Here is a 13045-nt window from a genome sequence, read left to right as displayed (position 1 = left end):
GTCATGTCAAAAACATCCATAAAATCCACTGCGCTGGAGCAAAGAGTCAGCCTGGCACAACATGGTCTGCTACCCTGGGCCATGCAGATGATGACCCGCTACGGCCTGTTGTTGCTCTGCGTGTTACTGACCCTGTTATTTTCAGTCTTATCTCCGTCATTTGCTTCAATGCTGACTTTGCAGGCGATTCTGTCCAGCAAGGCAAAAATCGCGTTGCTGGCACTGGCCGCAACGCTTCCGATGATTGTCGGGAAAATCGATCTGAATGTGGGATTTGGCATTGTCCTCTGGCATATCCTCGCGATCACCCTACAGGTTGAATACGGGTTTTCATGGCAGATGGCGGTGCTGACGGTGCTGGTCGTCTCTGCACTTTATGGTTTGCTCAACGGTATTCTTGTTGCGCTGGCAGATATAGACAGCTTTGTCGCGACACTGGGGTCCGGTACCGTCCTGTATGCCGTGGCTTTGTGGCATTCAGGTGGCAGACAGATTGTTGGTGACCTGCCTGATGCGTTCAGTGCTCTGCATCATACCGAACTGTTTGGTATTCCGGTGGGGGCGTTCTATGTGTTGATCGTCGCGCTGGTGCTGTGGTTGATCACTGAGCACACACCGCTTGGCCGTTGTATGTATGCAGTGGGGGGCAATCCAACCGCAGCACGTTTGAACGGCATCGCGGTGAACAAATACATCATCGGAACGTTTATTGCTTCCAGCGTCCTGACGGGTTTCAGCGGGGTACTGATCGCAGCAGAACAGGGCGTCGGCCAGGCCAGTGTTGGTATGGATTATCTGTTACCCGCGCTGGTAGGCGCCTTTCTTGGCAGCACCACAATTCGCCCGGGACGCGTTAACGTCTGGGGGACCGTGGTGGGCATTGCCATCCTTGCTATCGGCATTGCCGGTATCCAACAGTTCGGAGGCGACTTTTGGGTGGAACCGTTATTTAACGGCGCGACCCTGCTGCTGTCGATCACGCTTGCCGGATACGCACAACGTCGAAGAATGTTGAACCAGAAAGCGGTGGTACGCAGCCAGAGCACACCGGCTTCTGACCCAGAACAAAAGACCATCATGCCAGGAAATCCATCATGAAAAATAAGGTATTAAGCCTCACATTTGCAGCCATCTGTGTAGCATCTGTTTCTGCGCGGGCAGACAGCTACCTTGATTCGGCAACTGCTGCGGTGGCAAAAGCCACCGCTCGCGCCAGTAGCTGGGATGGCCCGAAAACCGGCCCTGAACTGCAACCCGGCAAAAAAATCATCTTTATTGCCTCAGATATGAAAAATGGCGGTGTGCAGGGGGTGCAACAGGGCCTCAGTGAAGCCGCAAAAGTGGCTGGCTGGCAACTCGAAACCCTTGATGGCGGCGGTTCGGTTAAAGATCAACTTTCGGCGCTGAATCAGGCGATTGCGCAGCATCCGGATGGCATCGTTATTGGTGGCTGGAATCCGAATGTGGCAAAAATTCCGTTGAAAAAAGCCCGGCAGCAGAAAATCGTGCTGATGGCATGGCATGCGGAGCCGCAGCCGGGACCCGTTGAAAAATATGGCATCACCAACAACATCACCTCTGATTCGAATGATGTGGCTCGTCTGGCTGCGCAGTACGCCGTGGTGCGCTCCGGAGGGAAGGCGGAGGTGCTGATTTTCACCGACTCGCTTTATCAGATAGCACTCGATAAAGCCAACACCATGAAGCAGGAGATTGAGAAATGCAGTGGTTGTAAGGTCGTCGAATTCATTGATACGCCGCTGGCTGATACCTCAAACCGTATGCCTTCAATGACATTCAGTTTATTGCAAAAACACGGCGATCATTTCCAGTACGCTCTGGCGATAAACGATCTCTATTTTGATTTTATGGCCCCGGCGTTAAAAACGGCCGGTAAAGGTGGCAGCCATGCGCCTTTCAATATCTCCGCTGGTGACGGTTCAATTTCAGCCTTTCAGCGCATCCGGAACGGTGACAGCCAGATTGCCACCGTGGCGGAACCGCTAAAACTGCATGGGTGGCAGCTGCTTGATGAGTTTAACCGTGCTTTTGCCGGACAACCGTCTTCCGGATATGTCACTCCCGCACATTTAATCACCAAAGAAAATATCGCCAGTGATGGTGGTCCCCAAAATAATTACGACCCGGCTAACGACTATCAAGGTCACTACAAAGCTATCTGGGGCGTGAAATAAAGGAGGGCAGTCGTGATGGAAGTTGAAAAACTTTGTTCTCCCGCTATCTGGGCTGAAGGGCCGGTCTGGTTACCCGAACAGGATGCGGTGGTGTTCAGTGATGTAAAAGGCAACCGTATGTTCCGCTGGCAGCGTAACGGTGAGTTAAGCCTCTGGCGGGCCAATTCGAACTACGCTAATGGCAATGCCCGCGATGGTGAAGGCCGTGTAATCAGTTGTGAGCATGGCCGACGCGGCATCAGTCGCTCTGAACATGATGGCAGCGTGACACTGTTGGTGGACAGGGTGGAAGGCAAGCGCTTTAACTCCCCAAATGATGTGGTTGTGCACTCTGACGGCACCATTTGGTTTACCGATCCACCCTACGGAATCATCAATGATGAAGAGGGGTATGCTGCGCATAGCCAGGTGATAGGTTGTTATCTTTACTGCTTTGATCCCGATAGCGGGCAGCTTGCCATCGCCGCCAGCGACCTGCAACGCCCCAATGGATTAGCGTTCTCGCCGGATGAAAGCCTGCTGTATGTGGCCGATATGTCAGTGGTGGATTTTCCCGTTTCAGGACGCAGGGAGTTACGCGTCTATAACGTTGATGGTCATCAGCTGTCAGCAGGGCGTTTTTTGGTCGAGGTCTCGCCGGGTTTTCCTGACGGATTTTGTGTGGATGGTCGTGGCAATATCTATTGCAGCTGTGCTGATGGGGTGATCATTTTTGACAGCGGCGGCCGGAAGCACGGCAAAATTGCACTGCCAGAGCGGGTATCCAATTGCACTTTAGGCGGCCCTGATGGCAGCGAGCTGTATATCACCGCCACCACCTCGCTGTACCGGGTGCATCTTCACTAATCCGGCACGGTAATAACGCGCATTGAAAACCGGGGCAGGATGGCCTTCCCCGGCTTTGCCATGCCTCAATTCTGACCAATCTGCGTACGATCACAAAAGTCAACTAAAAAAATAACTACCTGATTTTAAACGAAATAATAAAGTCGCATTTCTTTGACTCGCTACTGCTTTCCTCATAGTATTTATTTGAAATCACATTCCAACATATGAAATTCAGGTGGGGTAATGAGAAGGATGCAGCCGTCATGAGAATCAGTCATCAGCAGTTATACCAGGAATTCCTTCGCGTCCTGTTAAGTCGAAATGTGTCAGAGGATAAGGCCACCGCCTGTGCCGCGATGTTTACCGAAACCAGTCTGAACGGCGTGTATTCACATGGCGTCAACCGTTTCGGCCGTTTCATCCAACAGCTGGATGCCGGACACATCCTCCCTGATGCTTCAGCGGAAAAAGTGCTGTCACTGGGTGCTATTGAACAGTGGGATGCCGGGCGTGCCATCGGCAATATCACCGCGCACAGCATGATGAACCGGGCTATGGAGCTGGCCAGCGCTCATGGCATTGGCCTGGTGGCATTACGCAATGCTAACCACTGGATGCGGGGCGGCAGTTATGGCTGGCAGGCCGCTGAAAAGGGCTATGTTGGCATTTGCTGGACAAACTCAATTGCAGTGATGCCGGCATGGGGAGCAAAAAACTGCACTATCGGCACCAACCCGCTGATTGTGGCCGTGCCGGGTGAGCCAATCACCATGGTTGATATGTCAATGTCGATGTTTTCTTACGGGATGCTGGAAGTGAACCGGCTCGCAGGAAAAACCTTACCGGTTGATGGTGGTTTTGATGATGACGGTTCATACACGCGCGATCCCGGAACTATCGAAAAAAACCGCCGCATTTTGCCCATGGGTTACTGGAAAGGGTCCGCGCTGTCGATCGTGCTTGACATGCTCGCAACCCTGCTCTCAAACGGCGCGTCGGTAACTGAGGTCACTGAAGACAACGGTGATGAGTTTGGTATCTCACAGGTATTTATGGCCATTGACGTTGATCGCCTGATTGACGGCGAAACGCGTGACCAAAAGTTACAGCGGATCCGCGCTTCTGTAACGGGTGCCGAGCGTGCCGAGAATCAGCAGGCAGTCCGTCTGCCGGGGGAGCGTTTTCCGAAGCTGCGTGCTGAGAACGAACGGCTGGGTATTCCGGTAGATGAAAGGGTGTGGACGCACATTCAGGCACTGTAACAGAGGATAACGTTATGATCTGCGGGCACATTGATAATACAGAAGCCATCCACTATCCGTCGGCTGTTGCACGGGCCATTGCCTGGCTGGCCAGTCAGGATCTGAAGGGCATGGAAGCAGGGCGGTATAAAGACAGCGAAACCGGCTGGCTGGTACAGGTTCTGGATCTTCAGACTGCGCCGGTGCAGGAAAACTATCCCGAAGCACATCGCCACCATATCGATGTGCAATACCTGGTCGCCGGTTCTGAGTTGATTGGGGTGGCGAGCCAGCCGGTAAATGCGGCTGTTCACCAGCCTTATGACGAAAATCGCGACATCATTTTTTATCAGCAGGTCCCTGATGAAACCTGGATCCGTATGGTGCCAGGCAGCTTTGCCGTGTTCTTCCCCCAGGATATTCATCGGCCTAACTGCGCGCCGGATTTGCCGGCGGCGATTCGTAAAGTTGTGGTGAAGATCCCGACTGCTGACCTGGTGAACTAAAAGGTAAATAACATGAGTCTGACTTCAACTGCGCCCGCTCATGCAGACGTACCTGCATTACGGTGGCTGTATATCATTCCGCCTGTTCTGATTACCTGCATCATCTCATACATGGACCGCGTCAATATTGCCTTTGCTATGCCGGGCGGCATGGACGCCGAACTGGGTATCAGTGCGTCTATGGCTGGACTTGCCGGCGGCATCTTCTTTATCGGCTACCTGTTTCTACAGGTTCCGGGGGGGAAACTGGCGGTACACGGAAACGGCAAGCGTTTTATCGGCTGGTCACTGGTGGCGTGGGCGGTGATTTCGATCCTGACCGGCCTTGCCACCAGTCAGTATCACTTACTGGTGCTGCGCTTTGCACTGGGTGTTGCAGAAGGTGGGATGCTGCCCGTGGTGCTGACCATGATAGGCAACTGGTTCCCGGATAAAGAGCGGGGACGTGCCAATGCCATTGTGATCATGTTTGTCCCCATTGCCGGCATCATTACGGCACCGTTATCGGGTTGGATAATTACCAACTGGGACTGGCGCATGCTGTTCTTCGTTGAGGGCGTGTTATCGGTTTTTGTCATGCTTCTCTGGGTTTTTACCATCAGCAATCGTCCTGAGGAAGCCAGCTGGATTTCTGCGGCTGAGAAGCAGTATCTGATCAAAACCCTTCATGACGAACAGTTGATGATCAAGGGTAAGAATATGCGCAAAGCCTCGTTGAGCCGGGTGATGCGTGAGCCCGTCATGTGGCGACTGATCCTCGTCAATTTCTTCTATCAGACCGGGATATATGGCTACACCCTGTGGCTGCCGACCATTCTGAAAGGGCTGACCAACGGCAATGCAGAGAAGGTGGGAATACTGGCCATTTTGCCTTACGTCGGTGCCATTTTGGGCATGTTCCTGTTCTCAATACTTTCCGACGCCAGCGGCCGTCGCAGAATCTTCGTTGCGCTGCCACTCGCTGGATTCGCCATCTGTATGGCGATGTCAGTGGTCCTGAAGGCACATATCTGGTGGTCCTATGCCGCCCTTGTGGGGTGTGGCGTGTTTATCCAGTCTGCTGCGGGTGTGTTCTGGAGTATTCCCCCGCGCCTCTTTCATGCCGAAGTCGCGGGTGGCGCACGCGGTCTGATAAATGCACTGGGTAACCTGGGGGGATTCTGCGGGCCGTATATGGTGGGGATATTGATCGCGGAATACAGCAAAGATGTGGGGATTTACAGTCTGGCCATCTCGCTGGCCATGGCTTCTGTGCTGGCGTTGACGCTGCCCAGGCACTGTGATTCGCCTGAACGGGAGGCGGCATGAAAAGCTGGTTAGGGCTGGATTGCGGCGGAACCTTTATCAAAGCCGGACTCTATGACGCGCAGGGGCGCGAACTGGCGGTAGCACGGCAGAACCTGCCGGTGCTGGTGCCTGAACCTGGTCGTGCCGAGCGCGATATGTCGCTGTTGTGGCAGCAGGCTGCGGTTGTGATACGCGATGTGCTGCAACAAAGCAAACTGAATGCCTCTGAGGTTGCAGGGGTAGGGATTTCTGCTCAGGGTAAGGGCCTGTTCTTACTGGACAAACAACATCAGCCGTTGGGTAATGGCATCCTTTCATCCGATCGCCGGGCGCTGACGATTGTGCAGCAATGGCAAAGAGAAGGGATACCGCAGCAGTTGTACCCTGAAACGCGCCAGACCCTGTGGACCGGACATCCGGTATCGTTGCTGCGTTGGATCAAAGAGCATGAACCCGAGCGCTATGCCGCCATCGGCAGTGTGCTGATGGCGCATGATTATCTGCGGTTCTGCCTGACGGGCAAACTGGCTTGCGAAGAAACAAACATTTCTGAATCCAACCTGTACAGCATGCAGAGCGGCGGCTGGTCCGCTGCACTGGCGGATACGCTGGATATCGGGGAAATCGTCTCCTCACTGCCTCCCATCATCGGCCCAACCGAAATCGCCGGTTATGTTACTGAACAGGCGACGCAACTGTGTGGATTACCCGCGGGCATCCCTGTTGTAGGTGGCCTGTTTGATGTGGTTTCCACGGCAATCTGTGCGGGACTTCATGACGATACCCGGCTTAACGCCGTGATGGGCACCTGGTCGGTGACCAGTGGCATAACCGACTGCATCAGTAACGAGACGGACTACCCCTATGTCTATGGCCGCTACGCTATCGACAATCAGTTCATCATTCATGATGCCAGCCCAACGTCGGCAGCTAATCTGGAGTGGTTTTGCCAGCAGTGGGGGATTAATGACTATCAGCAGTTGAATAACTGGGTTGCTGAGTTGCCCGCAGCCAGTAGTTCACTGTTTTTCATGCCTTTTTTGTACGGCTGCAATGCCGGTGCAGAAGTGCATGGAACTTTTCTGGGGATGCAGGCTGGCCACACGCGCGGTCACCTGGTTCAGGCCATCTACGAAGGGGTGGTGTTCTCGCATCTTACTCATCTCAATCGCATTCGACAGCGTTTTCCACACGCCACGGCACTGCGACTCAGTGGTGGTCCCACACGTTCCGCGCCCTGGATGCAAATGTTTGCTGATGCGAGCGGTCTGCCCGTAGAAGTACCGCAGATTGCTGAAAGCGGATGCCTTGGCGCGGCTCTGGTCGCGCTCACCGGCACGGGGGTATATGCCTCATTACAACGGGCGCAGCAGGCGCTTAATCCACAGATTGTCACCTGGCAGCCTGATTTGAACCGGCATGAACGCTATCAGAAAAAATACCAAAGCTATCAGAAGTTGGTCGATGCACTGAAAGCGGTACAAGGAGTTTATTTATGAGTCTTCCTTTACTCCAGCTGGCGCTGGACCACACCGACCTGGATGCTGCGCTGCGCACGGCAGAGTTGCTTCATCACGATGTCGACATCATCGAAGCGGGTACGATTTTATGCTTCAGCGCGGGTATTGAAGCGATATCCCGCCTCCGCAGCCAGCATCCGAACAAAACCCTGGTGGCCGACTTCAAAGTTGCTGACGCCGGCGCGACGCTGGCGGAAATGGCGTTCAAAGCAGGGGCCAACTGGATGACGGTTATCTGTGCTGCGCCGCTGGCTACTTTTGCCACCGCGCTGGAGGTGGCGGGGCGCTATCAGGGCGACATTCAGATTGAGTTGTTTGGTCACTGGACAACAGAGGATGCGCGCCAGTGGCGCAACCTTGGTCTGACGCAGGCGATTTATCACCGAGGCCGTGATGCGCAGGCTGGCGGCCAGCAATGGAGCCAGCACGATCTTGACGCTATGCAGACGTTGTCGGATATGGGGTTTGCACTCTCTGTCACCGGCGGCATCACCCCCGAAGAATTACCGCTGTTTCGCAATATCGATGTAAAGGCATTCATTGCCGGGCGGGCGCTGAGTGACAGCACCAGTGGCTTAGCCACTGCAAATCAGTTTCATCAGGCAATTGCCAATATCTGGGGAAAGCAATGAGACGACAGCATCCACTGGGGATCTACGAAAAAGCACTACCTGCACATCTTACCTGGCCTGAGCGACTGGCACTGGCTAAAGCATGTGGCTTCAACTTTGTCGAGATGTCGATTGATGAGACTGATGAAAGACTGGCAAGGCTGGACTGGAGTAAGGAGCAGCGCCTTTCACTGGTCAACGCCATGATTGAAACCGGCGTCAGCATCCCGTCTTTATGCCTGTCCGGGCATCGGCGTTTTCCCTTTGGCAGCCGGGATGCAGCAACGCGCCAGCGGGCAGATGAACTGATGGAACGCGCCATTCAGCTTGCCAGAGATGTCGGGATCCGCACCATCCAGCTGGCGGGATATGACGTCTACTACGAACCCCATGATGAAGGCACCGAGGCTCGCTTTGCAGAGGGTTTGTCACGCGCGGTAGAGCGCGCCGCTGCTGCTCAGGTCATGCTGGCGGTGGAAATTATGGACACTGAATTTATCAACGCCATCAGCAAATGGAAAAAGTGGGAAAAACAGCAGGCATCACCCTGGTTTTCTGTTTATCCCGACGTCGGCAACCTCAGCGCGTGGGGTAATGATGTCACGGCTGAACTCACTCTGGGAATTGATCGCATCGCTGCGATTCACCTTAAAGACACCCAGCCGGTGACCGCCAGTTCACCAGGCCAGTTTCGTGATGTTCCTTTTGGAGAGGGCTGTGTCGATTTTGTCAGCGTTTTCCGCACCTTAAAGCAGCTTAACTACCGCGGCTCATTTCTTATTGAGATGTGGACAGAGAAAGCAGAGGAACCGGTGGCAGAAATCGTGCAGGCACGGCGCTGGATTGAACAAAAAATGCAGGAAGGGGGATTACAATGAGTTTACAGATGCTGAAACAACAGGTGCTTGAAGCGAATTTAGCCTTACCTCGCCATCAACTCGTCACCTTTACCTGGGGTAACGTCAGTGCTATCGACCGCGACAGCAATCAGGTCGCCATCAAGCCATCCGGCGTTGAGTACGACAACATGACGGTGGAGGATATCGTGGTGCTTGATTTGGAGAGTGGCCGCGTTATTGAGGGTAAGAAAAAGCCATCATCTGATACGGCAACCCATCTGGCGCTTTACCGTGCTTTTAATGATATTGGCGGCATTGTTCATACCCATTCCCGTCATGCCACCATCTGGTCCCAGGCGGGGCAGGATCTGCCAGCGCTGGGAACCACGCATGCAGACTATTTCTACGGCACCATCCCCTGTACGCGTTTAATGACTGAACAGGAAATTGTGAATGATTACGAACACAATACCGGGCAGGTTATTATTGAGACATTCCAGTCACGAGGTATCAGCCCCACGGATATTCCCGGCGTGTTAATTAATGCCCACGGACCTTTTGCCTGGGGGAAAGATGCATCTGCTGCCGTACACAATGCCGTGGTGCTGGAAGAGGTGGCCTACATGGGGATTTTCTCTCGTCAGTTGAAGCCGGCAATTGACAGCATGCAAAAACAATTACTGGATAAACACTTTCTGAGGAAACACGGTAAAAATGCTTATTACGGACAATGAGTGTCATTTTCAAACCGGGCATAAAACATTAGCACTTTGTTTTGTGGAACATCGGAAGTAACAGGTATTTAATTATTACCACTCTTCGATATTACTCTGCGGATTAGAAGAATAATCCGCAGAGTAACTGCCGTTGTATTTTCCTCCGCAATCGCATAGCCAGACCCATCAAGTTTAGGGGGAGGGTATCTGATTGTCTTCTTGAACAATTCATGAAACCTGGTAACTTATCAGAGAAGCAACAGCAGGAACTGTGTCGTATGCAGAGCAGAGGGTAACATTCTATCAGTGTTCTGGAAGAACTGTTTTCAGTGTCGCGACCGACAGTTTACCGGACGCTCATACGAGGCAGAGAAAAGCAGTAAACATTCTGTTCATACAAGGACGAGTTATGGCTCAGGATATTTTTATAAAAATTGATGGTATCGAAGGTGAATCTCAGGATTCAACCTTTAAAGGAGAGATTGAGGTACTTAACTGGGACTGGTCTGTTAGCCAGACATCAAATATGCATTCTGGTAGAGGTGGAGGTGCGGGGAAATGTACTGTTGAGGACCTCAATTTTGAGCACTATATCGATAAATCCAGTCCCAGTCTTCTTCAGTATTGCCTGACCGGGAAACATATTCCTGAAGTCATTTTGACGGTCAGAAAAGCTGGCGGTTCACCGCTGGAGTATCTGCGCATTACCCTTCAGAAAATTATTATCACCGCCGTACATCCTGTTTATTATAACACAATGCGCGCACCACGCGAGGCGGTAAGACTGGCGTTCTCCAGAGTAGTAATTGACTATGTCTTACAGAATGCACAGGGAAGTACAGCAGGTACGGTTTCCATGGGATATGACATTAAATCCAATACAACTATTTAAGTACCAGTGATATAAAGGAATATAACTATGTTATTTATCGATAAAAATGGTTTAGTCGATGCTGAACGTATTATTGTTAAGAGATTCAGTTCAATAGAGCGTGGTAAGCTGGATAAAGTAAACGGGATTGTTGTACATCAGACAGACAGTACAACAGCCAACAGTATTTTTAACAGTTATCAGAATAGTGGGGCTAATGGTGCTCACTTCCTGATAGCTAAAGATGGCAAGATTTATCAGACTGCTTCATTACAAAAAATAACTAACTATGTGGGGTTTTTGCAATCGCGTTGTTTAATGAAAAAAATATGTAGCCCACAGGAGTTAAAAAAAGTAACAGGTATGGATAAGATTAAAAATATCAGGGAAAGATCAAAAACAGTACACCGCTATAAAGCCAGTAAGAGTTTTCCAGACAGATATCCTTATAATGCCGATTCCATTGGAATAGAGATTGTTGGTAAGGCAAGAAGAATAAACAATGAGGATATATATGAACCTGTTAATGACAGACAAAATGAGTCATTAAAATGGTTGGTGAAAGAATTATCAGAAACACTTAGAGTCTCTCTTAATGAAGTTTATCGTCATCCTGATGTTGGAAGGAAAAATCTAACGGAAGCGAGTACTGCAACATGGTAAATATAAAAAAATATTTATTGCCGCTATTACTCGTTTTTTTAACAGCTGCATGTAGCCAGAAGGGCAAAGTGAAAACACTGACTGATATTGACAAGGGCCAGACAGTTTCATGGTCATTGAAAGATGAAAATATAAAAAAGGAATGTAAAAAATTCCAACCCACGCGTAAACAGATACTGGATTTTTTCAACAAAGCCCAGCCTGTTGAGGGGTTCGTGGTTAACGAAGACCGTTATACTCCCTGCTTTTCTACAGGTAAGTTAATCTGGAATGATGGCACTAGTGCAGAATGGAGTTTGTATTCCAGTGGAACAGCCAGTCTTTTGCTGGATAATGGTGAAACAATACACCTGTATCAGCGGGATTATCGCTGGTTTGACCCAACGGAGTGTACTTATGGTCTGGGTGATGAAGGTGAATGTTAAAACGACCAGCTAAGAGTAAAGCCAGTCAGTAACTGGCTGGTTCACTGATCATATTAAAGCGAAGAAAGGTCTACCAGACCGCTTCCTTATTTAAAGTGACCTGGCATGTTGGATTAATGCAGTCCAGATGCTATCTGAAAAAAGTGTGTAAACCGACAGTTAGTCTGGCATCGAGTTGGCAGCATTTGGCGCTGAAGATTGTCACTATGATTCCGTGAAAGAGTACAAAAATGGACATAGTCAGGACAGGGGATTAGCTTCCTTACAGAAAGAGATCTTGCGTCTGATGAATTCGTCGCGGCTGACCCTGGATACAGAAATGACCTACAAATTCATTTTTGTGGGTTTCAGCTCTGTTATAGATTCCCTGAAGGGCCGGGCCGCTGATCCCAATAGCTGATCCCAATAACAGAGGGAGGAACATGTTGATTTGCTGGGAATCGATGCTGGAATATGAAGTTATTTATCATCATAGTTAATTTAACATAATATACATTATGCGCACCATGGTGGCGCTACGTGAAAACGATGACTTATTCGCGGTTCATTCCGCTGTTCTCTGATGGCATCTGAAAGCGCTTTCTGAAGTGATGAAACGTAGATGATTGAAATCAGTTCTCTGTTTTACGGGTTTTAAGGCCGCGTACCTGAAAAGGTAAACGGCCCATCGCTGACCAGAACATCACTACTGATGCCGTATCAGCCTCCAAATTCCAGCTCATTCTTTTTAGCCAGCTTAAAAGCTAGCTCAGAAGTGTGCTTTCAGGATCACAGGGTAACTTGCTTTATCCATATGGACATGCTCCAGTGCATCTTGCACCTCAACCCGCAACAACGACCCTCTTCGCTCTGATGAAAGTGTTTTTGTTTATCTGATTGTTTATCTCTGGCTTGTCGTCAGGAACATCCGGTAAGTGGATAGTATCAATTTGTGATGCATTTTTGGGGCTATTTAAAGAAGCACTGCCTGAGATCACGGCATCTTTTACTGCTGATATTTTTTTATTTTCAAGTATTGTCTGAGTCACGGAATCAGCCATTCTGTCTTGCTGATCTTTAGTGTTCTTTAACAGCAGGTTATTTTCTTTAATCAATTCAGCAGTGACCATCATATCCTTAAGATGCTCTAATTTTTCAGCGTAATCCTCGACACTCTTTTTATTTTCTGCAAGAATTTTTATGTTTTTTTCTATTTTTTCAATTATGCCGAAAGATGATTGATAATCACTTACCATTAAATCATATTTTTCCAGGCTGCGCTGACTCTCTTTTGGTAATTCATTTTTATACCTTCTGGTCACATCAATAATCACCCTGGCTATGTTTTTTTTATTTTCAAGAAT

14 protein-coding genes and 1 pseudogene are annotated in these 13045 nt (G+C 50.3%); 14 read left to right on the top strand and 1 reads right to left on the bottom strand.

The features are described from left to right. Positions 1 to 3: 3 nt before the first annotated feature. From BG55_RS02570 to BG55_RS02510, 14 genes and pseudogenes are all read left to right on the top strand, one after another. Positions 4 to 1098, top strand: a complete 1095-nt coding sequence (locus tag BG55_RS02570) for an ABC transporter permease (protein ID WP_034934056.1) — start codon at positions 4 to 6, stop codon at positions 1096 to 1098. Further along, positions 1095 to 2195 (top strand): ABC transporter substrate-binding protein, encoded by a 1101-nt coding sequence (locus BG55_RS02565; RefSeq protein ID WP_034934054.1) that lies wholly within the window; start codon positions 1095 to 1097, stop codon positions 2193 to 2195. The genes BG55_RS02570 and BG55_RS02565 overlap by 4 nt, the downstream gene beginning before the upstream one ends. Before the next feature lie 15 nt (positions 2196 to 2210). Continuing rightward, a complete protein-coding gene (locus BG55_RS02560; protein WP_034934052.1) occupies positions 2211 to 3041 on the top strand; it encodes an SMP-30/gluconolactonase/LRE family protein in 831 nt (276 codons plus the stop codon). 245 nt (positions 3042 to 3286) lie between these two features. After that, positions 3287 to 4285 carry a 3-dehydro-L-gulonate 2-dehydrogenase gene (gene yiaK, locus BG55_RS02555; protein ID WP_034934050.1) on the top strand — a complete coding sequence of 333 codons (999 nt, stop codon included), beginning with the start codon at positions 3287 to 3289 and terminating at the stop codon, positions 4283 to 4285. A gap of 14 nt (positions 4286 to 4299) precedes the next feature. Then, complete coding sequence (locus BG55_RS02550) at positions 4300 to 4770, top strand: NanQ anomerase/TabA/YiaL family protein (protein ID WP_034934048.1); 471 nt, start codon at positions 4300 to 4302, stop codon at positions 4768 to 4770. Positions 4771 to 4782: 12 nt separating this feature from the next. Then, a complete protein-coding gene (locus BG55_RS02545) occupies positions 4783 to 6078 on the top strand; it encodes an MFS transporter (RefSeq protein ID WP_034934045.1) in 1296 nt (431 codons plus the stop codon). Next, positions 6075 to 7556 (top strand): FGGY-family carbohydrate kinase, encoded by a 1482-nt coding sequence (locus tag BG55_RS02540; RefSeq protein WP_034934043.1) that lies wholly within the window; start codon positions 6075 to 6077, stop codon positions 7554 to 7556. Before BG55_RS02545 ends, BG55_RS02540 begins: the two co-directional genes overlap by 4 nt. Further along, positions 7553 to 8209, top strand: coding sequence for a 3-keto-L-gulonate-6-phosphate decarboxylase UlaD (gene ulaD / locus BG55_RS02535; RefSeq protein ID WP_034934041.1), 657 nt, complete (start codon positions 7553 to 7555; stop codon positions 8207 to 8209). The genes BG55_RS02540 and ulaD overlap by 4 nt, the downstream gene beginning before the upstream one ends. Next, positions 8206 to 9066 (top strand): L-ribulose-5-phosphate 3-epimerase, encoded by an 861-nt coding sequence (locus BG55_RS02530; RefSeq protein WP_034934039.1) that lies wholly within the window; start codon positions 8206 to 8208, stop codon positions 9064 to 9066. Before ulaD ends, BG55_RS02530 begins: the two co-directional genes overlap by 4 nt. Then, positions 9063 to 9761 carry an L-ribulose-5-phosphate 4-epimerase gene (gene araD / locus BG55_RS02525; RefSeq protein WP_034934037.1) on the top strand — a complete coding sequence of 233 codons (699 nt, stop codon included), beginning with the start codon at positions 9063 to 9065 and terminating at the stop codon, positions 9759 to 9761. Before BG55_RS02530 ends, araD begins: the two co-directional genes overlap by 4 nt. A gap of 215 nt (positions 9762 to 9976) precedes the next feature. Then, positions 9977 to 10126 (top strand): annotated as a pseudogene (locus BG55_RS23125) (helix-turn-helix domain-containing protein); the annotation flags it as partial. Positions 10127 to 10152: 26 nt separating this feature from the next. Beyond that, entirely contained in the window at positions 10153 to 10635 is a 483-nt protein-coding gene (locus BG55_RS02520; protein WP_034934036.1) for an Hcp family type VI secretion system effector, read from the top strand. A gap of 27 nt (positions 10636 to 10662) precedes the next feature. Continuing rightward, on the top strand, positions 10663 to 11277 hold the full coding sequence (locus BG55_RS02515) for a peptidoglycan recognition protein family protein (protein ID WP_052018656.1): 615 nt from the start codon (positions 10663 to 10665) through the stop codon (positions 11275 to 11277). 68 nt (positions 11278 to 11345) lie between these two features. Beyond that, the gene (locus tag BG55_RS02510; protein ID WP_034934032.1) at positions 11346 to 11702 is read left to right on the top strand and encodes a hypothetical protein; all 357 of its coding nucleotides are present in this window, start codon (positions 11346 to 11348) and stop codon (positions 11700 to 11702) included. Positions 11703 to 12523: 821 nt separating this feature from the next. Here the strand turns inward: BG55_RS02510 and BG55_RS02505 are convergent. Beyond that, the gene (locus BG55_RS02505) at positions 12524 to 13003 is read right to left on the bottom strand and encodes a hypothetical protein (protein WP_152542592.1); all 480 of its coding nucleotides are present in this window, start codon (positions 13001 to 13003) and stop codon (positions 12524 to 12526) included. Positions 13004 to 13045: the final 42 nt, after the last annotated feature.

This window comes from Erwinia mallotivora, from assembly GCF_000590885.1.
GTDB lineage: Bacteria > Pseudomonadota > Gammaproteobacteria > Enterobacterales > Enterobacteriaceae > Erwinia > Erwinia mallotivora.
This window is presented reverse-complemented; position numbering and strand designations above follow the sequence as displayed.

Bases quoted from the DNA above. Each gene is read 5' to 3' on its own strand.
- BG55_RS02570 (WP_034934056.1), top strand. From the start codon at position 4: ATGTCAAAAACATCCATAAAATCCACTGCGCTGGAGCAAAGAGTCAGC.
- BG55_RS02565 (WP_034934054.1), top strand. From the start codon at position 1,095: ATGAAAAATAAGGTATTAAGCCTCACATTTGCAGCCATCTGTGTAGCA.
- BG55_RS02560 (WP_034934052.1), top strand. From the start codon at position 2,211: ATGGAAGTTGAAAAACTTTGTTCTCCCGCTATCTGGGCTGAAGGGCCG.
- yiaK (WP_034934050.1), top strand. From the start codon at position 3,287: ATGAGAATCAGTCATCAGCAGTTATACCAGGAATTCCTTCGCGTCCTG.
- BG55_RS02550 (WP_034934048.1), top strand. From the start codon at position 4,300: ATGATCTGCGGGCACATTGATAATACAGAAGCCATCCACTATCCGTCG.
- BG55_RS02545 (WP_034934045.1), top strand. From the start codon at position 4,783: ATGAGTCTGACTTCAACTGCGCCCGCTCATGCAGACGTACCTGCATTA.
- BG55_RS02540 (WP_034934043.1), top strand. From the start codon at position 6,075: ATGAAAAGCTGGTTAGGGCTGGATTGCGGCGGAACCTTTATCAAAGCC.
- ulaD (WP_034934041.1), top strand. From the start codon at position 7,553: ATGAGTCTTCCTTTACTCCAGCTGGCGCTGGACCACACCGACCTGGAT.
- BG55_RS02530 (WP_034934039.1), top strand. From the start codon at position 8,206: ATGAGACGACAGCATCCACTGGGGATCTACGAAAAAGCACTACCTGCA.
- araD (WP_034934037.1), top strand. From the start codon at position 9,063: ATGAGTTTACAGATGCTGAAACAACAGGTGCTTGAAGCGAATTTAGCC.
- BG55_RS02520 (WP_034934036.1), top strand. From the start codon at position 10,153: ATGGCTCAGGATATTTTTATAAAAATTGATGGTATCGAAGGTGAATCT.
- BG55_RS02515 (WP_052018656.1), top strand. From the start codon at position 10,663: ATGTTATTTATCGATAAAAATGGTTTAGTCGATGCTGAACGTATTATT.